This window comes from Paenibacillus hexagrammi (genome assembly GCF_021513275.1).
GTDB classification, from domain to species: Bacteria; Bacillota; Bacilli; order Paenibacillales; family NBRC-103111; genus Paenibacillus_E; species Paenibacillus_E hexagrammi.
Genome location: NZ_CP090978.1, coordinates 6,239,831 through 6,263,301 on the forward strand (window position 1 = coordinate 6,239,831; position 23,471 = coordinate 6,263,301).

Consider the following 23,471-nt stretch of genomic DNA (forward strand, 5'->3'; position numbering starts at 1 on the left):
GAGAGGCCAGGCTGCTGCGTGCAGCCTGTTCTTTTTTCATCGAACAGAAACCTGCTAAAGAAAGAGGAGATAGACTTGGCTGAATCCATCCTACATCGTCTGCGTCAAGCCAATTTGGCGGAGCAGATTGGAACTCTAAAAAAATCTACGGATCACGCTGTACTTGAAGAATGGCAGCGCTCAGGCGTAGGTTTCGCATCTTCCTCAGAGAAGTTCGAGCAGGTATTCGTGAATGCGGTCCGCAAGCTGCTGGACTGTATCGTGCCGACAGGCGGAGAGGACCCGGTGCTGCACGAGGGAGGCATCTATCTCGGCTGCTGGTTGGAGAGCACAGGCACGATCAACGCGGAGCTGCTGTCGAGGTTCATCCCCTCCGTGTCGGAGTCCACGTACCGGCTCTTTCATCGGTTTCAGCGCGAAGACGGGCTGATGCCGTACAAGGTTACGGGGCAAGGCCCCGTTTTCCGGCAAATCCAGATGGTTACGCCGCTCGCCCGGTGCGTATGGAACCATTACAAGCTGCACGGCAGCGACAAGAGCTTCCTGCGCCCCATGTATGAGGCGATGAAGCGGCAAGATGAGTGGCTGGCGGCGTATCGCGATACCCGCGGGTCGGGCTGTGTGGAGGCGTTCTGCACCTTTGATACAGGGCATGACCTGTCGCCGCGCTTCTGGCATGTGCCGGATACGCCTCATCAGGGAGATCCGAAGCAATATAACCCGGACTCACCGATACTTCCGTTTCTGGCTCCGGACCTAACGGCTAATGTCTACTGCCAGCGCCGCTATTTGGCTCTGATGGCCGCGGAGCTTGGCGAGACGGACATCGACTGGAACGCGAAAGCGGAAGCAAGCCTGCGCAGCTTATTCGAGCATTGCTTTGATGCGGAGGACCATTTCTTCTACGATGTGGACCGTAACGGCGAGCTGGTGCGGGTGCAGTCGGATGTACTGCTGCGTGTACTCGCGTGCGAAGCGGGTGATCGGGAATTTTTTGATACGGCACTGAGGCGTTACCTGCTCAACACAAGTAAGTTTTTTACCAAATATCCGCTAACGTCAATCGCTATGGATGATCCGCGCTTTGATCCGTCTTTCAGCTATAACAGCTGGGCAGGACCGACGAACTTCCTAAGCTTAATTCGGACTCCGCATGCCTTTGAGCATCATGGGCGTTATGTAGAATTAACCTGGATTTTATATCCGATTATGTCGGCGATGGCGAATATGGAGCGATTCCCTCAAACCTTGAATCCATGGACAGGAGCGGAGGGCTTTACCGAAACGTATTCGCCTTCCATTCTGTGCCTGCTCGATTATGTGGAGCGTCTAAGCGGTATTCTGCCGACGCCTGAGGGCAAGCTGTGGTTCACCGGACTCCTTCCATATCCGTTGGATCATGGAGATGAAGTTTCCGAGGAAATCGCATACAGCCGCACTGTTGACGGCGCTTGCTATGAGCTGGTCAATACGCGAGCGGGAGCGACCGTGTATCGGGGCGGGGAGCTGCACATAAGCTTTCCTTATGGAATTCGGGTTGTGACTGACCGTGAGGGGCGACTGACCTCGATCATTGGTATGAGACCCGGAACAGTACAAGGCATATTGTCTTATGAGGGACGGGATTACGAAGTAGTAGTGAAGGGCAATGAGCAGATGGATTTTGTAGATGGAGCTTTCGTCAGCACGTCAGATATCGGGGTTGTCTTCCCGACGTATCGGTGAGTGGGAATAGTAGGCTAGAGGGGTTGTTAGCCCAACTTACCGGTAAGCATGGATATAAGACTAGAATAGAGGAGTGGACGAAACATGGTAGCGAATAAGGATCTGCAGATTAGAGACCCGTTTGTGTTCCCCGTGCCGAGCGAGGGTAAGTATTACTTATTTGGCAGTACCGATGCAAATATTTGGGGCAAAGGCACGGGATTTAATGTCTACGTGGGTACTGATCTCAAGGAGTGGGAGGGGCCATTCCCGGCATTTCGCCCGGATGAGAACTTCTTCTCTGACGAGAATTTCTGGGCTCCGGAGGTCCACGAGCATCAGGGCCGCTATTATATGTTCGCGACCTTCCGCCGCAAAGACAATGCCCGTCTGGGTACGGCGATTCTGGTCTCGGACAGCCTGCTAGGCCCCTTCGTGCCGCATAGTGACGGCCCACTGACACCGGAGGCCTGGAACTCGCTCGACGGCACCTTGTTCATCGACGAGGAGCAGCAGCCGTGGATGGTGTTCTGCCATGAGTGGAAGGACATCTCTGACGGTGAGGTGTGCGCGGTCCGTCTGACTGAGGATTTCAAAGGGACGATCGGCGAGCCGGTCACGCTCTTTCAAGCTTCGACCGCGCCATGGGCGACCCATATCGTATCGGATAAAATCAAGACCAACGACAAGTATGTCACCGACGGCCCATATGTCTACAAAGCGGGGAATGGCGAGCTGCTGATCCTCTGGGCCAGCTTCATCGAGCGCAGCTATGCGCAGGGCGTAGCACGCTCCGCGTCCGGCAGCATTCTTGGCCCGTGGGTTCACGAAGACAAGGCGCTATTCGTCAGCGATGGCGGACACGACATGCTCTTCCGCACGTTCGACGGGCGGCTGATGCTCACCATCCATACGCCGAACAAAACACCGAACGAGCGGCCAATATTCCTGGAGGTTACGGAGCAGGATGGGAAGCTGGAGGTTGTAGGTTCTTAGGGATTGTATGACTAGAGTTTGTGGAAAATGGCTTAGCCGGTGACCTGCGTGGTCATTGGGCAAGCCATTTTTATGTTGGATCAAAGTCTGTGGTTACAACTCCGATTCATCCCAGCACAGCTTTTGCAGGCCTTCCAGTTGGCATAACCTACGGCTTCCAATATTTTATTAAGAAAAATGGTGCCCTTTCAGCCGATAGTATATCCACATACCAAACTTACTTCTATGAAAGGGTGAAACGTACTTGGCGAATTCTACTGAATACGCTAACAAGCTGGTTCGCAACGTACTATTGCTTTCCACGGTTTTAGGTACTGTATCCAGCTACTCGAACGGGAACATCTCCAACACAGTAGCCATCTTGATCGGTGGAGGATTCGTAAGCATGTTGCTGTCGATCTTGATTTTTCGCGGTAAAGCGATCAATGCCTCCAAGTATATTGGAACTCTCGGCCTCGCTGTCATCGTGTTCGTCATCGTTAGCAATACGCATACTGCCATTAACTTTATGCTCGTGTTCTTCCTGGTTGCGATCACGACCGTGTATCACGAGCCGGCCATGATTTATTTGTCAGGCGGGATTGGTATTGCTTTTACCAATTACTTCTTCCTTCTGAACCGTTCGGAAATATTTCATACAGAGAAGCTGGGTAATCTGTTCGCTGTTAATGTCACCTTCTTCATGTTCGTCGCGGCTCTGCTCATGCAAGCTCGTATCGGTCAGCGCATGCGGAAGAAGGGGGAGGCCGATACGACGGTCATGGCGGAATCTAATCAAAGGATGGGGCTCGTTCTGGACGAAGTCAAGCATTCGGTTGCTACCTTAGGCGAGTTCAGTCGCAGTATGAAGAGTAATGTGGGATCTACCGGCCAAATCGCCAAGGAAGTCCGTAGTGCCTTCTCGGAAATTGCGAAAGGCGTGGAATCACAGGCGGTCAGTGCTAACGAGGTCAACGAATCGATGGCGAGCGTCACCGGTAAAATTGAGTCTCTTGCAACGACTTCTACAGAGCTGAGGGAATTGTCCAATGCTACCAGTGACATTGTTGAGGTCGGCAATGAGCAGCTGACGACGCTGAACAACCAGCTGGAACGAGTTGGCGAGATTATTCTCACGAACCTGCAGCTCATGAAGGATCTCAACGAGAAGTCGAGTCAAATTGAGCAAATTACGGCTCAAATCAGCGAGATTTCTTCACAAACGAATCTGCTCGCGCTCAACGCCAGCATTGAAGCGGCTAGAGCGGGTGAGCATGGGAGAGGATTCGCTGTCGTAGCGAATGAAGTGAAGAAGCTGGCTGTAAACTCAGGCTCCTCTACAGAAGAGATCGGGCAAATACTCGGAAACATCCAGTCGCAGGCAAGACGTGCGACGGAGCTTGCCCAGTCCGGCAGCGAAGCGATCATGATCAGCCTAGAGGCGATGGGCAGAACGAAGCATGCATTCGGAGAGATTGAGAGTAATACGGGTCTCGTACTCGGGCGTGCGGTTAGCATGGATGAAATGATGAATGATTTCATGACGGTAACCGGCGTCATCGCCGATGAGATGAACTCAGTTTCGGGTGTAACCCAGCAAACCTCAGCCGGTGTGGAGCAAGTGCTTGCTAGTGTGGAGGAGCAGGCGCAGATGACCGAGGACATCGTCAAAGGCTTCAAGGAGCTGGAGGAATTGACGAAGCGGCTTGAAGTTGTCGTATTATCTGATGAGGACCATAAGGAATCTTAAAACTTAGTAATTTATACAAAAGCCTGTTCCCAGAACGTCATTCCTATGACTGGGGAGCAGGCTATTTATTTATGTTGAACAAAAGTGAGAACAGGATATTATCGATAAGGAATCGAATGTAAAAATAAGGAATTATTATTGCCGGACTCATGTAAATAAATGATAATTTGATCAAATGATTATTAGGGATTGTTTGGAGTAATGCCCTCAGCTTCAATTTCCTGTTTGATATCTGCAGCTACATTTTCAATACTCGGGTATAAGTCATGCTCCGTTAGTCCGTAATGAAGCAGTTGGTCATGCATGCGTTCGCGGTCTTCTTTTCTTATAATAATTTTATACAAGTACTTGGAACTGTCTGGCAGCAAATCTAGAGGGACGGTTTTTGTTGTTATAAAAACGGAAGGCTTTATTTAATGTTACAGGGTCCAGCACCCAGACTACCTTGTCAGAAGTCTTCTCTATATCGCTCGTCGGTACTCCGAGAGCAAAAAGTAAGGCAACTAGTGCCTCCCGAGACCAATCTAAAAGGCGAGTAGGCACCCCGTAGTGCTGCATCATAAAGAGCTAGCCCTAATAAGAGTGGTCTTGATCCTCTGAGTAGGGGAAATACGGAACACTCCCCAAATAAGGTTAGGCAAGGGAACGGAATTTTGACAAATACACAATTTCGGATTGGGCTCCAAGACCTCTGGCGATAGACGGATCTAGATGGAATGTCGTGCTTTTAACCCCTCTGAACCAAAGCTCACATGATTTTGGCATGTTTGTTGGGCATACCTTTTGATATATTTGGTCAACGGCCTTTAAGTATTTCTCTACGCTGTTGATTCCGGTTATTTCGAAAATGCCCCCGCTTGATGTTTGGACGGGCTTGCTGTACTTTGTCATTTTCGTGTTCCTCCCGATTCCTATCATAATCCCTACAAACTATGCATAAATGCCCAGGGGAGTTCGGGATCGGAAATGGAAAATATATTCCAGGTAACAATTCTTGAAAAAAAATTGTCCCGATTATGTAGAAATCGGACCAACTGAAACGACATCATAACGAAACCTAAATCCAAACGGATAAATGAGAGGAGCATGTGTATGAATTACACGTTAATGTTTTACGAGACTCAGGAGGACTTTGCAGCGAGAATAGACCCAGCCCGTCAGCAAGAATACTTAGCTGGCTGGACGCACTATGTCCATGCTTTGCGGAACGCTGGAATTGTGGTGTTCGGTTCTGGGCTCTGTGCACCTGAGACGGCTGCAACGATGAAGCGGCGCGGCGGCGAGTTGATGGTCCAAGACGGACCGTTTCCCGAGACAAAGGAGCAGCTCGGCGGGATCTTCGTGATTGATGTGCCGGATCTAGATGCCGCCTTAGAGTGGGCTGCTCGAGGTCCTGTGGATACGGTTGAGGTCAGACAGAACATTCCGTCTTTGAAGTAAGCGTCTATGGAAGCTAATCAAATTATCGAAGAAACGGCACGTGAGGCTTACGGCCGGTTGCTCTCTTATTTGGCTGTAAATTGGCGGGATTTACAAGCGGTTGAGGATGCCCTTGGAGATGCATTTGTCGCTGCGCTTGAAACTTGGCCCAAGGTCGGTGCTCCGGATAAGCCGGAGGCATGGCTGCTTACTGCGGCTCGCAGGCGGCTTATCGACCGTGCCCGGCGTGCCCGTATTTCCGAGAGCGCGCTGCCTACACTCCTCGCGATGTCCGAGGATACACAGCGTCTGACTTCTTCAGGCGCTTCATTTCCGGATGAACGGCTGAGGATGATGTTTCTATGTACACATCCTTCGATTGACCCCGCTATGCGCGCACCGCTCATGCTGCAGACGGTGCTTGGCATTGATGCAGCGCGAATTGCGTCTGCATTCATCATCAAGCCATCCACAATGGGCCAGCGTCTGACTCGGGTAAAGGCCAAAATTCGTGCGGATCGGCTCGTTTTTGAAATGCCGGAGGCAGAAGAAATTCCAAAACGTCTAGATTTTGTTCTGGAGGCCATTTATGCTGCTTATGGAAGCGGGTGGGACGAGGCAGCCGACACGGATTCGCCGCGCAGGAAGCTGGCGGAGGAGGCGATCTATCTGGGAAGACTGCTTCTCCGATTCGTTCCCCTCGAACCGGAGGTTCACGGTCTGCTGGCGTTCATGCTCCACTGTGAAGCGCGGCGTAGGGCGCGGCAGGATGATGAGGGGAATTATGTTCCCCTCTCGGAGCAGGATTGCTCGCGATGGGATGAAAGCATGATCATGGAGGCGGAGCGGCACCTGCATACCGCCTCGCAAGCGGGAAGAATCGGCCGCTTTCAGCTCATGGCTGCGATCCAGTCCGTGCACGCACAGCGTTCACGGACGGGGCACATCGAGTGGGAGGCGATTGCTCAGCTCTATGAGGGGCTCCTTCACGTATCTCCCACACTAGGCGCATTAGTCGGTCGCGCCGCAGCCGTCGCAGAGGCGTATGGGGTGGAACACGGCATCGCTCTACTAGAAGCTATTCCAGCTAAAGAAGTAGTAAGCTATCAGCCTTACTGGGCTCTTGCCGGTCATTTGTACAAGCAGATGAATCGAAAAGAAGATGCTCGCTCTGCTTATAGCCAGGCTATCGGGTTAAGCACAGATGTGTCAGTTCGGCAATTTCTAAGCCGGCAAGCTTTTAGGATATAGATGCAGCATCGAGGAAAGATTATTGGAGGAGATCTACTAGGGTGTTTTTAACAAACATTATCAACAATCTTTCTTGACAAAATATTTAGGTAGCACCATAATTAAGATACAGATTTGCTCGCACGTTGTGTACGACTAAATCTGCAATTAAGACATTCCGTGTGTAGCTCAAACGTTGTGTTTGACCTACGAACGGAATGTCTTAACTTTTTTGTCATATTTGTATTAGGTTTTGGATACCATGGTAATGGGTCGCACGTTGTGTACGACCGAAGAGAGGAGTTCGCACGTTGTGTGCGTCCTCCTCTTTTTATTTGTATTCCCATTTCATCATTTTATGGTCCAGATGTTTAGCATAATAATCGAGAATTTGAGACTGATGTCTTTTTCTCGGCGGAAAACCATAACAGTTACGAAAGTATACTGAAGTAATAAAATTGATCATATCCGCTAGTTGAATTAAGTTGCAATTTTTGTCATGTGAGAGCTTTATCTGCAGATCTGGGTAGACTCTATGATTTGCGGGATTTCTTAAAGCATCACAGAAGTTGTTTATTTCGCTTGGTTTTCCATCGTCACAAATTACAAAAGCATAGGAATCAGAATGGCCCAATTCGGTCGAGATAGATTTAACGAGTTCTGTATATGTGTGGATATGCATCCGATTATGATTAGTATCTCCCGTATTGGTTTGATAGAGTTGTTTATTCGTGATTGCTGCTATAATTTTCACATCAGAGGCATTTGCTAATGACAGCAAATGATCGACAACTGTAAACCTTTCTGAATCTGTTAAATTATAATAGAAATCTTCTCCATCAATAAAAGATTTCCCGTGTATTTCAAACTTTTTGAAGAAGTCAATGGTCGAAAACTGTTCAACAGGAATACCATGAATTTTAGCTTTGATATCTTTTTCTAAGTTGTCTTTTATCTTCTGAACCTCATTATGCAAATATACTTGATAGTGTATAGGTACTAATATTCCAGCGTAGCAAAGTACTGGTTGGTTTTTTAAATCACCAAAGCCGTTATTTCCGGATTCATCTGTATAAAATCCATATAAAGTCACTTGAACGCCTACTTTCAAAGTAAATATAGGATAATTATACCAAAAAACTGAATAATATCACCGTTTGTCGAAATTAATTGTGGGTAATTATGTACTTTGAAAAAATATGTAAGACGATATAAACAATTGAGTACATACTGAAGTTAATTTTAAGAGAACAGAGTCAAGTGTCACTCTAAAAAATTAAAGATATAAGAGCCTGTTCCCAAACCCGGGAGCAGGCTTCTTTTATGTGGATGAACAAAAGCAAGAAGCATACGTTATTCCGGCACAATGCAAAAAAGTGCAACCGCCCGCAAGAGATTTTTTACCTAAACCTCTGAATTTTAAACGCAATAGTCTGTTTTTTGCCTTCTGTTTTCGGCTGCAAGTTCTATAATAGACCTCATCCCGTTGGGAAATAGTGGTCACGAACCAATTTGTAGGGAGGCTATAGCGCACAGTTGTTCAGGAGGAAATAACAGGTAAGCAACCTATTTTAATTCTCAGGAGGCTATGATGCTATCATCAACCAAGTATTCATCCAAGGCTCAACGTATCTGGTCCAAGCTAGTTTCCGGCGTGGTTACGCTAACCATGGTCATGTCCTTGAGTGCGGTTCCGCTGCATACGCCGCAGACACGGCACTCGTATCTGATGATTTCAGCAGTTATCCGTCCGGGTCTTTTACGATTGGTGACGGCAACACGTGGACAAAAGAAGGGACTGCCCCCATCATTGACATTGTCCATGAGCAAACCGTTTCCGGCGCAACCTATGCTGCAATCAGCCATGATGTGAACGCATCTGCATATGTGGGTCAGCGTTTCGCTGCGCAGAATGCAGGACTTATTTTCGAATTTGATGCGAATCTGCCGGCAAGCAAAGGCGCAGCCTTATTTTTGATGGACGGCAAGGTCAATGCTACGACCTCGGCTGCTCTTCGCTATCAGCTTGATGCAGGTTTGATTAAAAGATATAACGGCTCCAGCCAAATCACTTATAATACGTCGCATTGGTACCGCTTCCAAATGGTGTTTAATATTCCACAGCGGACGAATACGGTACACGTTGTTGACCTCAATGACGGAACAGAAGTGAACTGGAACGAGACGTTCAACAATACGAATGTTTCAAAGATCAGCAGCTTCGGCTTTTCGATGACACGCAGCGGAGGCAGGCTCAATCTGGCTAACGTTAAGGTGACAGCACTTGATTTGAACGTATCCGCCTTGCAGCTGCACAGCGGGGATTTTGTACCTGTACTGACGCCAGACTTTGACCCTAAGGTAGACAGCTACTCGGTCGATGTGCCTTATTCGGTCAATTCGCTCTCCGTTTCACCGACTGCCAGCTATCCGGAGGGAGCGACGGTAAAGGTAGCGGGGTCGGAGATAGCCAGTGGAGCATCGGCTTCCGTTCCTTTAACCGGCTCGGCGACAAGCATCGGTGTAACCGTAACTTCCAACGTGTATACGGATATCACTAAGACGTACACAATCAACGTAAATAAGTTGAACAAGGCACCGGATTTGAACTATGTGGCGGCAGAACCGCATGATTCTCAGATCAAGCTGGGCTGGGGAGAAACGATGGATACCTCGTATGTAAAAGCCAATATCTACAGAGTGAATGAGGATCAATCGCAAACACTTGTGGATACCGTATCCAAAGGCACCTACATCTCGACTCTTAACGGCCTAACTAACGGAACGACTTACACGTACATCGTGAAAGGCGTCTACCAATATGATGGTGAAGACCCTACGGAATCAGCCGGGGTTACGGTGAGTGCGACACCAAAGGAGCTGCCTGCGAGGCAGATGGAAACCTTGGATCGCGGTTTGGTTGCTATGAAGAAGGATGACGGCGTCTATGTGGGCTGGAGAATGCTGGGCACCGATCCGCAGGAAATTGCCTTCAATCTCTATCGTGACGGGGAGAAAATCAACAGCGCCCCCATTACGGACAGCACCAACTATCTGGATGCTTCGGGAACTGTCGATTCCAAATATTTCATCCGTACCGTACAGAATGGAGTCGAGGGAAGCCAATCCCAAACGGTTAGTGTATGGGACATGAACTATTTAACCGTACCGATTCAAAAACCGGCGGACGGCGTTACCCCACTGGGAGATTCCTACTCCTATAGAGCCAATGATGCATCGGTAGGTGATTTGGACGGAGACGGTCAGTATGAAATCGTGCTGAAATGGGATCCGACTAACTCTCAGGACAACTCGAAATCAGGTTATACAGGAAACACCTATGTAGACGCCTACGAAATGGACGGTACACGTCTGTGGCGAGTCGATATGGGCAAAAATATTCGCGCCGGTGCGCACTATCTGGATATCATGGTGTACGATCTGGACGGCGACGGCAAGGCGGAAGTGACCTTCCGGACAGCTGACGGAACGATCGACGGTCAAGGCAACGTCATTGGGGACGGAGAGGCCGACCATCGTAACTCGAGTGGTTATATTTTGACGGGACCTGAATACCACACCATCTTTGAAGGAGCTACAGGTAAAGCGCTAGCGACGGACGCCTATGAACCGGAAAGAGGCAATGTCGGCGACTGGGGCGACACTTACGGCAACCGGGTAGACCGTTTTGGTGCAGCAATTGCCTACCTCGACGGAGAACGCCCAAGCATCATCATGCAGCGCGGATACTATACGAGAATGGTTTTTGTTGCGTACAACTGGAGAGACGGGAAGCTGACCAAGCTGTGGACCTTTGATTCCAACGATGCAGGCAATGAATCTTATGCCGGACAAGGAAATCATCAATTAAGCGTTGCGGATGTCGATGGAGACGGTAAGGATGAAATCTTCTCCGGAGCTGCAGCCATTGACGATGACGGTACTCCGCTGTGGAATTCCCACTTGGGGCACGGGGATGCCATGCATCTTGGTGACCTGGACCCTGACCGTCTGGGGCTTGAATTCTTTGCTGTGCAAGAGGTACTATCTTCGCCTTATTCTTCTGACATGAAGGATGCCCGCACAGGTAGAGTCATCTGGGGTCTCCCACAGATTGGTCTGGACGTAGGCCGTGGGCTGACAGCGGATATCGACCCTAGATACAAGGGCGAAGAGGCTTGGAATATCGGCGGAGAATGGAACAGTACGACAGGTTCTTTATTCACGGTAAAAGGGGAGAAAATCTCCGATTCGATTCCATCATCGAACTTTGCCATTTGGTGGGATGGGGACCTTAGCAGAGAGCTGCTAGATCATCAGTGGTTGGATGAACCGCTTCGTGTAGGTATTCCAAAGATTGATAAATGGAATTACGAGACCAATCAACTGGAAAATATTGCAACGTTCAACGGAACCTATTCGAACAATGATACTAAAGGGAATCCGTCCCTGCAGGCGGATATTCTAGGCGACTGGCGCGAAGAAGTCATCGCGAGAACAGAAGATAGCAGCGCACTGCGAATTTACTCGACGACCGATGTAACGGATCACCGCATTTACACACTGATGCATGACCCGGTTTATCGACTCGGTATCGCATGGCAGAACACCGGCTACAATCAGCCGCCGCATACAAGCTTCTACCTTGGCAATGATATGGATGCTCCGCCTACACCGCACATTTACACAACAGCTGTGCATCATGCATCGGGCATCGCGGTAACTGCTCCATCGAACACGGTGAAGAAGCGCGGACAGCTGCCATTCAGCGCAAGTTTTATTCCGGAATCTGCACCTAGTGCAAATGTGGTATGGAGCGTGACGGCGGAAGACGGAACTGCCACATCCCTTGCGACCATAGACACAAACGGCTTGTTAAGCGCACTCGGCGCAGGCACGGTAAAGGTCACGGCAACAGCGGATGATGGTTCTGGTGTTACAGGAGATATGCTGATCACCATTACATCCTCTGGCAGCACCGGAGGGTCCGGTTCCTCTGGAGGATCGGGCTCGGGTTCCGGGTCAGGGTCAGGTACGTCTGCTAGCACCGAGACAGCCGCAGGGAGCATCAAGCAATCGCTTACGGCTGATGCCGAAGGCAAAGCAGTAGCGGATTTGAAGAGCGACGATGTGACGAAAGCAATGGAGTCAGCTGAGAAAGGTACTTTGAAAGTGGACCTGAGTGCTTCAGCTGATGTGAAAGCTGTAGAAGTTAAGCTTCCCGCTCAGACCTTGCTTACCTCAGAGAAGGTGAAGAGTGTTGAGGTAGCGACGGGCTTAGCAACCGTTCGTCTGGACGCAGGCTGGTTCAAGAAGCATGTGGGCGATACGTCGGCTCAGGTAGAACTTTCGGTAACGAAGGCGGATACGGCATCGCTATCCGATCAAGCCAAAGAACTGATTGGCGCTAGTGACGTGTACGATTTCAGCTTATCAGTAGATGGCCAAAAGGCAGGCCGCTTCAACGGGGATGTGGAGGTAGCTATTGACTACGACTTGCAGCCAGGGCAAAATCCGAACAGCGTAGTAGTCTACTACCTGAATGACAACGGTACGCTTGAGGTTGTCACAAACGGAAAATATAATGCGGCAACAGGCAAAGTGGAGTTCAGGCCTGCTCATTTCAGTAAATATGCAGCAGCGTATACGCCTGTTAGCTTTAGCGACCTAGCCCAAGCAGATTGGGCGAAGTCAGGAATTGAAGCATTAGCGGCAAGACAAATCGTGGATGGTATGGAGGAGGGTGTATTTGCTCCCGGCGGTCAAGTGACGCGGGCTCAATTCCTCAAAATGCTGATGCAGGCTTTCGATCTCAAAGACGATACAGCCGTCAGCAGCCTGAGCGATGTCCAAGCGGGCGATTGGTACTACAGCGCCGTAGCTTCTGCTGAGAAGCTGGGTATCGTGGAAGGTAAGGCCGACCACACCTTCGGTGTCAATGATGCCATCTCGCGTGAAGATATGGCAGTTATGGTGTACCGAGCTGCTAAGCAGCTTGGGCTGCAGCTGGATCCATCTGCAGCGGCGGCATCATTCGCTGATAAAGGGGACATCTCCGCTTACGCCGTGGATGCTGTGGAAGCGATGCAGCGAAGCGGGATCATTCAAGGCACGAGCGCCGAGACGTTTGAACCGCAAGGTCAAGCTACAAGGGCGCAAGCAGCCGTTATGATCTATCGATTGTATTTGCAGCAGTAAAATAGCAAGTTTGGGAAGCCCTTGCAGGCATTAGTTGCCTGTGGGGGCTTTTTGTCAATTATTTTGAGGAAGCGTTAGCGATAAGGGAGAGATCACCTTCGTACTGCGCGACGAAGAAACGGATAGTCATGTCATTCAGTCAACAGATTACTTTGTTAATCTACTGGAATATCTAATTCTTCACGTAATTGTTTCACGGTTTTTTCCTTTTTTATATAAGCTTGCTGTCCTTCTTCAAACTTGATAATTTCCTTTTCTATTTCTTCGGCTTTCTTTTGAAACGTACTATCATTTGTCTGTGTTGCTTGGCGGTTTATCTCAGCTAAAGAATCCCTTAAAGCAGCTATGGAAGATCTGAGTTGGTTAGCAAATTCCCGCTCACCGTTTGGGTCAATTTTTCGCACTTCTTTGGCCACTTTCTTACCAAACTCCTTAAGTTCCTTGCCAACTTTAACTGTTGCCTCAATTTCTTCTGGAGTGTGATTTGGCATCTCGTTTAACTTCTGTTTCCTTAACTCGAATTCCGTGAGGTATTGGGTTATTTGTGGTAGGGATTACCCCCTCTACTTGCTCACCCCAAGCAGCTGCCTGGTGTACACGATTAATGCATCTAATAGCCGGTCCGCCTCGGCTTGCTCAGCTCCTACAGCTAAGGTGTGCGACAAGATGCCATCGAGCTGAGAGACAATGATTTTTGCAACGAGCGCAATGGGCAGCGATGGATTAAATTCACCGCGGTCGACGCCGGTTTGCAGCAGCCGCGTGTAGCCTGCGATGCTCCGCTCGAATCGGCGGGTGAGCTGCTCCCTTCTGAGGGAATCCCTCCATCCCGACAAGTAGTACTCATAGAAGGTCGGCGATAGGCTTTCAGCCGTTGCGGACAGGTCCTTCTTCTGTTGATTCAAAAGCGCAACCAGCGCCTCCCAAGTGGAATCTGTTTCTTCGAGCTGTTCGTTCATCTCTTTGGCATTAGCCGTATCGAACTTCTCCATTAACGCTCCAAAGATTTCTTCTTTGCTTTGAAAATATAAATAAATCCAGCCACGGCTCATTTCGGCTTCCTCTACAAAATCCTTCATCGTCGCAGGCTCATATCCTTTGCGAATAAAAACCCTCTCTGCCGCCTCTAGGATTTGCTGCCGCCGCAGCTCCTTATGTTCGTCTGAAATCTTCGGTGACATACTTCGACCCCTTCCGAGCCCATCTGACTCCATCTGTCAAAATCCACAAAAATGAATCTAGTGTCATTTATTGTAGTGGTATGTAATTTATTTTGCAAGATTGGAGGTGTGAAAATGAGAAAAATGCCAATTTCTTATGTAAAACCCGTATTTATTAGTCGAATTTCCGTAAAATATCCGAAAATCGCCTGTGGTGGACTGTTATCGATATTGACACTTTGTTATTTGACTAAGAGGAGATCCTTCTATGCTGATAACAAAACTGACAAAGACATCCGCTACGCTTCTCCGCAAACTATTGAGCCCTGCAATGTACGTTTTATCGACAATCTGAGCCCTATACGCGGAACGAATATGACCATTTCTGTTGATTTTTGAAAGAGTGGTAACAAACGATAAAAAGTACCCCTCATTGCCATGTTTCCATGGCCGCAGGGGTACTCTACTGTGAGAAATAAAAACAAGCTTACATTTCTTTTGAAAGAAAACCCACGTATCTATTGAGTAAAGTACATGTCTTTCGAAGTATATTACATAACTTTCAAAGTAAACCCATGCTTTTCAAAGACACTCTTCATGACGGCTCTAGCTTCTTCTTCATCAGGACCTTGAATGTAGAGCTCGTAGGCCTGGTTATTGAATAGCGTGATGCTTAAGCCTAGGATGCTTTTGACATCAATGTATCTGCCACCTACCTGAATGACGATGCTGGACTGAAACTGATTGGCTGTTTGATTGATGGCTACAATTGCTTTGGTTTCCAACGCTCCCATTGTGTGCCCTCCCTGCTAAAACGTCTTATTTTGTTTACCCCCAATCCGGCTGTGCAGGCTCCTTCCCTCGATTCCTGGATAATACCTTGCCAACAACAATTACAGCAATCGCAAGGATAATCGAGATACTATAGTGAACAGCGGATGGAAGTGCCTCTAAGCGAGAGGCTACAGCGTGATCTCCAAGAATCATTTCACCGGCTGTGTAGCCCAGCAAGCCGACACCCAGCATGATAATGACAGGAAAACGGTTCATGAGTGACATCAAAAGCTTGCTTCCAAAGATGATAAGAGGAATGCTAATCGCTAATCCGAGAACGATAAGGAGATAATTCCCGCCTGCAGCTCCAGCGATAGCGAGCACGTTATCCAAGCTCATGACTAAATCGGCAACGAGAATCGTTTTAATGGCCCCCATCAAATTACGCCCTGATGAAAGCTGCTCCTCCTGCTCATCATTCTTCATTAGTTTCAGTGCAATCCAGATCAACAAGAGACCGCCCAACACCTGGACAAAAGGAACCTGCAGCAGCCAGACGGCTGCAAAGGTAAGCAGGACCCGAAGGATAATAGCGCCAAGACTTCCGAAGAAAATGGCCTTTTTCTGCTGCTCGCCAGGCAAGCTGCGGCAGGCTAATGCAATCACTACGGCGTTGTCGCCGCTCAGTACAATGTTGATAAGGATAATTTTGAGAAGTCCGACGACCAATAATTCCAATTCCATACCGCTAAAAGTCCTCCTCCCCGATTAAGCCTGCTCTTGTAGTTCAGCCTGAGCAGACGCATCCCCTTGGAGGAACTCTCGCGGAGTCCGGCGCGCCACACCTGTTTGAATAGCAGCTTGAATGACGGAGGTGCGGATTCGCCTTACGACTTCCTGGTTGAAGACGCTCGGGATAATATACAGCTTGTTCAGCTCCTGCTGGGAGACAACGGAAGCGATGGCGGCCGATGCAGCCAGCTTCATTTCCTCGTTAATCGTAGCTGCCCGGCAGTCTAGAGCAGCGCGGAATATACCTGGAAAGCAAAGAACGTTGTTGATTTGGTTCGGGAAATCCGAGCGGCCCGTGGCAATAACGCCTGCGATATCTTCAATCTCGTCCGGCTGGATTTCAGGGGTTGGATTCGCCATGACGAATACGATCGGATCAGCTGCCATCCGCTGGACATCGGCACGCTTTAGAATGCCGCCGGCGGATAGGCCGATGAAAATGTCTGCGCCCTCAATCACATCATGAAGCGAGCCTGAACGTAAATGAGGATTCGTGCGCTGCGCGTACTCGTTCCATGTCGTGTTGGAGTACTCCTCTGTGCGTACCAGCGCTCCGCTGCGGTCAACACCGATCAGCTCCTTCACGCCTGCCGCCAGCAGAATGTTCGAGCAAGCGATACCCGCCGCACCGATACCGCAGACCACGACCTTGACCTCATCGATCCGCTTCCCGACAACCTTCAGGGCATTAATAAGACCGGCATATAAGACAACGGCCGTACCGTGCTGATCGTCGTGGAATACGGGAATGTCCAGCTCTTTGCGCAGCCTGTCTTCAATTTCAAAGCAGCGGGGTGCTGCGATGTCTTCCAGATTGATGCCGCCGAAGCCGGGGGCTAAATTTTTAATTGTGGCAACAATCTCATCGGTGTCCTGCGTATTCAGGCAAATGGGAAAAGCATCGACATCCGCCAGCTGCTTGAAGAGCATCGCTTTGCCTTCCATGACCGGCATGGCGGCATACGGGCCGATATTCCCAAGCCCCAGCACAGCGGTTCCATCAGAGATGACAGCGACCGTATTGCGTTTGATCGTCAGGTTGTAGGCATTCTCCTGCTTCTCATGGATAGCCAGGCACACTCTGGCAACATCCGGCGTATAGACGCGGGATAGATCATCCCTGTTTTGAATGGGGGATTTGGGCTTCATTTCAATTTTTCCGCCGAGGTGCAGCAGGAAGGTCCGGTCCGACACATGGATAAGGCGAACACCTTCGAGTTCTTTCATTCTTGCTGTGATAGCCTCCAGCTGTGATTGCTCGGATGCGGCTACCGTGATGTCACGCACCGTCCAATTGGATCCGGTTTGGATCACGTCGATGGCAATAACGTCACCGCCATTTTCCGTAATGACCGTGATCAATTGTCCAAAGTGAATCTGCTCGGTCTGCAGCTCCAATCGAAGAATAATACTTTTACCGCCCATTTTCGTATTCATAGTTTCCTCTTCCTCCCTAATCCGTGCGAACACTTCGCAACATCGATGTATTGGTTAAAACAGATTGGTAGCCATATAGACAACCGCGGTTACCGTCAGACTGCTAAGCAGCGTAGAAAGCAGCACTGCCTGAGCGGCGTATTCCGGGTGATTCCCGTATTCCAGAGCAAATGCTGCGCTGTTTCTGGAGGTAGGAAAAGAGCTTGCGATGAGCAAGGCTTGGGCCGTTGTTCCGTCCAGCTTCAACAGAATGATGAAGGAGAAGGCGATAACAGGTGAAATGATTAATCTGCCCAACAGGCTAAGAATAAGAGCTAGACTCATTTGCTTGATTTTCAGATAAGCGGATTGTGCGCCCAAGGTAACGAGTGCAATCGCCAGGAAAGCGTCAGCGACATGCTCGACGGGATGCCAGATAAAATCAGGTATGGGAACCTGTAGGCCCCGCATGATCAGGCCCAGGATGAACGCATAAATCATAGGATTCGTCAGCAATTCCTTGTACCAGCGCTGGTTCTGTTTTTGCGCGGATACCGCATTCATCAGGCCGTACGTATTGGTTAGCAGATTCTGATAAATAGAAACCACGACCTGAATAGAAAGACCCAATGGATTATGCTGGAAGACCAGCTGGCTGAAGGAAGGCCGAAATTGCCGGAGTTGCTGAGAACGATACTGTTAGAGAACGATGACGTAAGACCCTGATCGAATTTCGCCACTCTGGCCGTAATCCGGCTAATAAGAATAAGCGCCGCGCTTTGCAGGAGCAGGAAACCCAAGATTTTGACCAGTAAGTCCGCATCAAATTTGCTTTCATAGATGTTGGTGAACCCTACCGTCGGCAGTAAGAAATAGGCATTGAGCTTGGATAATGTGTTCATATCAAAATGAAACTTTCGATGCAGCAGCACTCCGGCTGCGATAAGTAGAAACACAGGTACAATGACATTCAAGATAATAAGTCCAAGAACACTCATAACGGTTCACTCCATTAAGGAAACCCCTGTGCAGCTGGTAAGCGTCTGACCAAGATCAGGGCTCAATCCACGCTAACAGGGGCTTACGAAAGCGGTTATCCTTCTTCGTTGACCAGAACGTTTTTCCCTCTCATCTTCAAAATCAGCGGAACGGTGATCCACAGCAGCCCGATAATAAGAAAGGCCAAGGAGATGGGCTTTTGCAAGAAAATCATAAAGTCGCCGTTTGAAATGGTGAGCGCTCTGCGCATGTTGTTTTCCATCATAGGCCCCAGAATGAGTCCCAAAACAAGGGGAGCAAGCGGATAATCGTTCTTCGACAAGAAGTAGCCTACAAGTCCGCAGCCCATGATCAAGAGTAAATCGAAGATGGAGTATTGAACGGCGTATACCCCGAATACCGAGAACACGATGATCAAAGGAATCAAATATTTGGTTGGAGTTTCAATGACTTTCGCGAAAATCTTCACCAGCGGCATATTGAGAATCAGCAGCATCAGGTTGCCGACAAACATACTGGCGATAACGCCCCAAGCCAGCGCAGGGTGATCCTGGAACAATAAGGGACCCGGCTGCACGTTGTACATAATGAAGGCCCCCATGAGGATCGCGGTGGTGCCTGAAGACGGGATGCCCAGCGTGAGCAGCGGAATCATTGCGCCGCCGGACGCCGCATTATTGGCGGATTCCGGGGAAGCTACGCCCTCGATAGCGCCCTTGCCGAATTTCTCCGGATTCTTGCTGATCTTCTTCTCGACGATATAAGCGAAGAAAGAGGCTAGAATCGCGCCGGCGCCGGGCAGCAGGCCGATAAAGAAGCCGAGCACGGAGCCGCGTGCGATCGGGGCCGCACTATCCTTCAAGTCCTGCTTCGTGGGCAGGATGCGATTGATTTTGGCCAGCTCGCCGTCATTGCCTTCACGGTGCAGAATGGTTTTAAACACTTCACCAACGGCAAACATACCGACAGCAACCGTTAAGAACTCCAAGCCTTGGTACAGCTCCGGTACACCAAAGGTAAATCTTTCGACGCCGGACACGTTGTCGATTCCGATTGTAGCGAGCAGCAGGCCGAAGGCCGTCATGATCAACGCTTTAACCATCGATTTGCCCGCGAGTCCGCTAATAGCCAACAAGCCCAGAACCATGAGGGAGAAATATTCAGCAGGACCGAATTTGATGGCGACAGCGGATAAAGGCCGTGCCAGGAAAATCAGTCCGATCAAGGAGATAATCCCTGCTGCGAATGAACCGATTGCTGAGATAGCCAGAGCCGCGCCCGCTCTCCCCTGTTTCGCCATTTGATAGCCGTCCAGCGTTGTGACAACAGAAGACGATTCTCCCGGCGTATTCAGCAGGATGGAAGTCGTGGAGCCCCCGTACATTGCTCCGTAATAGACACCGGCCAGCAAAATAATCGAGCTCGTCGCCGCTTCTTCCGCGCCCAGCCCCGCAGTCATCGTTGCCGTGATCGGGATCAGAAGTGCTACGCCGCTCATCGGGCCGATCCCGGGAAGAACGCCGACTACGGTGCCAATGAGTACCCCAAAGAAGACGAAAACCACATTATGCCACTGCATAGCAGTACCTAAGCCGTGCAGTACATACTCGAACGTACTCATGTTATGCCCCTCCTAGCCATGCCGGAAATCCGGGCAGCGACCCGTCCAGAACATGCACATATAAGTAGTAAACGCCATAGGAGAAACCGGCGGCGATTAGTAGTGACACCCAGACTTTGCCTCTTTGCATCGTTTGAAAGCCGATCATCAGGAATAGAAAGGTCGAGATCACGAAACCGATGTCTTCAATAAAAAACGCGTACAAGACGGCGGCAGCGAAGATGATTCCGAATCTTTTATAATCCAGCTGTTCTTTGCTTTTCTCCGCACGCTGCTTGCGAAATGTCTCATAGATAAGACGAACGCTCATCAGAGACAGGAATGAACCCAGAATCATCGGGAAAATGTTAGCTCCCACATTACTGCCGTAAGCGCTTGTCGAAATCCCTAGGGAGCCTATGACGAAAGCAATCCCTATGGCAAAAAAGACAATACCCGCATAACGGTCAAACGTCGTATTCATAGCTGTGCCTCCTACCCTAAATCAGGGAGAAGGTTACTCTTCTCCCTGATGTCTTTAGGATTTTTATTTCTGCATACCGAGTGCTGTCAACATATCCTTCAGCTGTGTTTCCTGCTGGACCAGGAATGTTTTGAAATCGTCCCCGTTTTTATAATCCGTCTCCCAGTTGTTCGCTTCCATTTCTTTTTTCCATGTATCGGACTCTACCATTTTCTTGAGGGTGTCTTCCCAGTAGCTCTTCGCATCGGCGCTCATATTCTTCGGTCCGAAGATGCCGCGCCAGATCAGAAACTCAGCATCAATGCCTTGCTCCTTCATCGTAGGAACGTCTTTCAGGTTGCCGCCCAAACGAGCAGGCGCTGCGACAGCCAGGATGCGGATTTTGCCGGCCTTCACATATTGGTCAAGAGATGAGGCATCGGTTCCGAGAACGTCGGCGTTACCGCCAAGCAGTGCGGTGACCGCTTCGCCGCCCCCGTCATAGGACACATATTTCACCTTTTTCGGATCGATACCGTATTTGAACGCTGGCAGAATGGAGACGAGGTGGTCCATAGAGCCTGGCGCGGAACCGCCGGCTACCGTCAGCTTGGTCGGGTCGGCTTTCATATCATCGAGTAAGGATTTCAAATCCTTATACTTGGAATTAGCTGCAACGGCTACCGCTCCATAATCTTTCGTTAATTGAGCCAGCGGCGTGGTGTCGTTGAAGCCATAAGGCGTGTTGCCTTCTTTTTTCAGATGGTTGATTAGAATCGGAGGCGAGCTTACGAACAGCTTGTAGTTGTCTTTGACATCTTTGGTCGCATATTCAGCCATGAATACCGCGCCGCCGCCGCCAGGTTTGTTCTCAACAGTTACCGGCTTATCGACCGCTTTTGTATCGGAGAGAACCTTAGCGATAGTACGGGCTGTCATGTCCCATCCCCCGCCTGCCCCGGATGGAGCGATAATGCTGAGCGCCTTTTCGGGATAGTTAGATTTTGCGGCTGCTGGAGCCGTCGTTTCTTTGCCCTTATCCGCAGGTGCGCTTGTAGCTGCCGGTTTATCCGTGTTGCCGCATGCAGCTAAGCTGACGGAGAGAATACTGATGGCTGTAACCTTCCAGGAAATCGATAGAAGCTGTTTTATCAAATGAAACCCCTCCAATATAGATGTTAGTTGGTTGCTATTCTTGTATGCGCTTTCTTTGAAGCGCTTTCAGAATAACACTTGCTCCCTTCTCTTGAATAGTTTGTGACGATTAGTTGTATTAAGAGCGTTTTGGACATTTTGTTCATATTGTTCACGGCATGGTGAAGGCGGGAATCACCGAAACGGGAATGCTTTATGATACAATACATTCAAAAAAATGGAGGCTAACCGCGGCTGATGAAATTACAAACGAAGCTCGTCCTGATTATTTGTTCGCTTCTTCTGGTCGTTATTCTCAGTTTGGGGTCCATTTTCTACTACATTATGACCACTGCGCTTGAGGATCAAATCGGAACAAGGGCGCTAAAAGTGGCCGTCACGATAGCCAATATGCCGGAAATTCGAGGCGCATTTGGAACGGCTGATCCTCCCAAAATCATTCAACCCATCGTAGAGAGCATTCGAGAGCAAATTGATGCCGAGTTTATCGTTGTCGGTAATAAAGAGGGGATTAGGTACTCACATCCGATACCAGAGAGAATCGGCAAAGAAATGGTCGGCGGCGACAACGGACCTGTGCTTGAGGGTAAGGCGATAATATCCAAAGCGGTTGGCTCCCTCGGACCTTCATTGCGCGGCAAAGCGCCGGTTTTTGATGAAGGCGGACATGTGATCGGCATCGTATCCGTCGGCTTCCTAGCCGAAGATATCGATACCATAACGGAAGTGTATCAATCGCGTATTGAGCTAATCTCCCTGCTCGTGCTTGTGGTAGGTCTCATTGGCTCTCTCCTGATCGCCCGCAGCGTTAGGAATTCGATTCACGGGCTCGAGCCCAAAGAAATCGGAGAGCTGTACACAGAGAAGCAAGCGATCCTGCAAACGATTCGTGAGGGCATTATTGCCGTTAATCGCGAAGGCATCATCACGATGGCGAACCGGTATGCTCTGCAGCTGATGGAGCTGCCGCCTACCGCCAGAATCATAGGCAGACATGTGGAAACTGTATTGCCGAATACGAGATTAATCGAAGTCGTGCGAACAGGCGCGGCCGAATTCGACCAGGAGATGCTGATCGGCGATCACGAGGTGATTGTCAACCGGGTACCTATCCTGACACGCAAACAGGCGGTAACCGGAGCCGTTTCCAGCTTTCGGAGCAAATCCGAGCTGTACCGGTTAGCGGAGGAGCTCTCCCAAGTGAAGCGTTTTGCAGAAGCATTGCGGGCGCAGACGCATGAATTTTCCAACAAGCTCTATGTCATATCCGGGCTCATTCAGCTGGAATCGTATCAAGAAGCGGTCGATCTCATTACCAAAGAATCAGATGTCCATCAGAACTGGGTGCAGTTCATTATGCACGAAATCCCCGATCCAATGATCGGAGGCCTGCTGATCGGCAAATTCAACCGCGCGCAGGAGCTGAAGGTTACCTTTGAAATTGACCGCGAAAGCTCCTTTCGGGATGTGCCCGAGGGGCTTGACCGGAGCCTGCTGATTACCATCATCGGCAACCTGATTGATAATGCTATGGAGGCTGTAAGGGCGGGTGGAGAGCATGTCGAGCCTTATGTGAAGGTGTTCTTAACCGATTTGGGAGATGATCTCATCATCGAATGCGAGGATCGGGGCGGCGGAATTCCAGATGAAATCGGGGCTGCTATTTTTGAAAAGGGCTTCTCCACCAAAGCCGGTGAGCAGCGGGGTATCGGCTTGTCGTTAGTGCAGCATGCGGTTCAGAAGCTGAACGGGTACATCACGTATCAAAAAAATCCCGAGGGCGGCACGATTTTCACGGTAGCCATCCCCAAATCCGGTAACGGCAAATAGGAGTGA

The 23,471-nt window shown here is 49.6% G+C and carries 19 protein-coding genes and 1 pseudogene; 8 read left to right on the forward strand and 12 right to left on the reverse strand.

The window, feature by feature from the left end; genetic code table 11:
• The first annotated feature begins 75 nt into the window (after window positions 1-75).
• The 3 genes from L0M14_RS28640 (at window position 76) to L0M14_RS28650 (ending at window position 4,429) form a co-directional block, all read left to right on the forward strand.
• On the forward strand, window positions 76-1,725 hold the full coding sequence (locus L0M14_RS28640) for an MGH1-like glycoside hydrolase domain-containing protein (RefSeq protein WP_235119795.1): 1,650 nt from the start codon (window positions 76-78) through the stop codon (window positions 1,723-1,725).
• 84 nt (window positions 1,726-1,809) lie between these two features.
• Window positions 1,810-2,700 (forward strand): glycoside hydrolase family 43 protein, encoded by an 891-nt coding sequence (locus tag L0M14_RS28645; protein WP_235119796.1) that lies wholly within the window; start codon window positions 1,810-1,812, stop codon window positions 2,698-2,700.
• Between the two features lie 244 nt (window positions 2,701-2,944).
• Complete coding sequence (locus L0M14_RS28650) at window positions 2,945-4,429, forward strand: methyl-accepting chemotaxis protein (protein WP_235119797.1); 1,485 nt, start codon at window positions 2,945-2,947, stop codon at window positions 4,427-4,429.
• Between the two features lie 182 nt (window positions 4,430-4,611).
• On the opposite strand, the gene L0M14_RS31275 is transcribed toward L0M14_RS28650, so the two are convergent.
• Both L0M14_RS31275 and L0M14_RS32130 read right to left on the reverse strand, forming a co-directional pair.
• Window positions 4,612-4,734, reverse strand: a complete 123-nt coding sequence (locus L0M14_RS31275) for a hypothetical protein (protein ID WP_260115403.1) — start codon at window positions 4,732-4,734, stop codon at window positions 4,612-4,614.
• Between the two features lie 31 nt (window positions 4,735-4,765).
• On the reverse strand, window positions 4,766-4,990 hold the full coding sequence (locus tag L0M14_RS32130; protein ID WP_350340486.1) for an FRG domain-containing protein: 225 nt from the start codon (window positions 4,988-4,990) through the stop codon (window positions 4,766-4,768).
• Between the two features lie 531 nt (window positions 4,991-5,521).
• On the opposite strand from L0M14_RS32130, the gene L0M14_RS28655 reads away from it, so the two are divergent.
• Together L0M14_RS28655 and L0M14_RS28660 are read left to right on the forward strand one after the other, a co-directional pair.
• Window positions 5,522-5,869 (forward strand): YciI family protein, encoded by a 348-nt coding sequence (locus L0M14_RS28655; protein WP_235119798.1) that lies wholly within the window; start codon window positions 5,522-5,524, stop codon window positions 5,867-5,869.
• 6 nt (window positions 5,870-5,875) lie between these two features.
• Window positions 5,876-7,099, forward strand: coding sequence for an RNA polymerase sigma factor (locus L0M14_RS28660; RefSeq protein WP_235119799.1), 1,224 nt, complete (start codon window positions 5,876-5,878; stop codon window positions 7,097-7,099).
• A 310-nt stretch (window positions 7,100-7,409) separates the two neighbouring features.
• Here L0M14_RS28660 and L0M14_RS28665 read toward each other — a convergent pair whose 3' ends face one another.
• A complete protein-coding gene (locus tag L0M14_RS28665) occupies window positions 7,410-8,171 on the reverse strand; it encodes a DUF3800 domain-containing protein (RefSeq protein ID WP_235119801.1) in 762 nt (253 codons plus the stop codon).
• 495 nt (window positions 8,172-8,666) lie between these two features.
• Here L0M14_RS28665 and L0M14_RS28670 point away from each other — a divergent pair, with 495 nt between their 5' ends.
• Window positions 8,667-8,951: a hypothetical protein gene (locus L0M14_RS28670; RefSeq protein ID WP_235119802.1), complete on the forward strand. Its 285-nt coding sequence runs from the start codon at window positions 8,667-8,669 to the stop codon at window positions 8,949-8,951.
• Window positions 8,948-13,276 (forward strand): rhamnogalacturonan lyase family protein, encoded by a 4,329-nt coding sequence (locus L0M14_RS31725; protein ID WP_311198796.1) that lies wholly within the window; start codon window positions 8,948-8,950, stop codon window positions 13,274-13,276. The genes L0M14_RS28670 and L0M14_RS31725 overlap by 4 nt, the downstream gene beginning before the upstream one ends.
• A 155-nt stretch (window positions 13,277-13,431) precedes the next feature.
• Here the strand turns inward: L0M14_RS31725 and L0M14_RS28690 are convergent, their stop codons facing one another.
• From L0M14_RS28690 to L0M14_RS28730, 9 genes and pseudogenes are all read right to left on the reverse strand, one after another.
• Window positions 13,432-13,767 carry a hypothetical protein gene (locus L0M14_RS28690; RefSeq protein ID WP_235119803.1) on the reverse strand — a complete coding sequence of 112 codons (336 nt, stop codon included), beginning with the start codon at window positions 13,765-13,767 and terminating at the stop codon, window positions 13,432-13,434.
• A gap of 72 nt (window positions 13,768-13,839) precedes the next feature.
• A complete protein-coding gene (locus tag L0M14_RS28695) occupies window positions 13,840-14,457 on the reverse strand; it encodes a TetR/AcrR family transcriptional regulator (protein ID WP_235119804.1) in 618 nt (205 codons plus the stop codon).
• A 530-nt stretch (window positions 14,458-14,987) separates the two neighbouring features.
• Window positions 14,988-15,230 carry an HPr family phosphocarrier protein gene (locus L0M14_RS28700; protein WP_235119806.1) on the reverse strand — a complete coding sequence of 81 codons (243 nt, stop codon included), beginning with the start codon at window positions 15,228-15,230 and terminating at the stop codon, window positions 14,988-14,990.
• 34 nt (window positions 15,231-15,264) lie between these two features.
• Entirely contained in the window at window positions 15,265-15,954 is a 690-nt protein-coding gene (locus tag L0M14_RS28705) for a TerC family protein (RefSeq protein ID WP_235119807.1), read from the reverse strand.
• A gap of 24 nt (window positions 15,955-15,978) precedes the next feature.
• Window positions 15,979-17,439 carry an NAD-dependent malic enzyme gene (locus L0M14_RS28710; RefSeq protein ID WP_235119808.1) on the reverse strand — a complete coding sequence of 487 codons (1,461 nt, stop codon included), beginning with the start codon at window positions 17,437-17,439 and terminating at the stop codon, window positions 15,979-15,981.
• Window positions 17,440-17,493: 54 nt separating this feature from the next.
• A pseudogene (locus tag L0M14_RS28715) lies at window positions 17,494-18,416 on the reverse strand (AEC family transporter).
• 95 nt (window positions 18,417-18,511) lie between these two features.
• Window positions 18,512-20,038: a tripartite tricarboxylate transporter permease gene (locus tag L0M14_RS28720; protein ID WP_235119809.1), complete on the reverse strand. Its 1,527-nt coding sequence runs from the start codon at window positions 20,036-20,038 to the stop codon at window positions 18,512-18,514.
• 1 nt (window position 20,039) lies between these two features.
• Entirely contained in the window at window positions 20,040-20,501 is a 462-nt protein-coding gene (locus tag L0M14_RS28725; protein WP_235119810.1) for a tripartite tricarboxylate transporter TctB family protein, read from the reverse strand.
• 63 nt (window positions 20,502-20,564) lie between these two features.
• A complete protein-coding gene (locus L0M14_RS28730) occupies window positions 20,565-21,635 on the reverse strand; it encodes a Bug family tripartite tricarboxylate transporter substrate binding protein (RefSeq protein ID WP_235119811.1) in 1,071 nt (356 codons plus the stop codon).
• A gap of 237 nt (window positions 21,636-21,872) precedes the next feature.
• On the opposite strand from L0M14_RS28730, the gene L0M14_RS28735 reads away from it, so the two are divergent.
• Window positions 21,873-23,465, forward strand: a complete 1,593-nt coding sequence (locus L0M14_RS28735; RefSeq protein WP_235119812.1) for an ATP-binding protein — start codon at window positions 21,873-21,875, stop codon at window positions 23,463-23,465.
• Window positions 23,466-23,471: the final 6 nt, after the last annotated feature.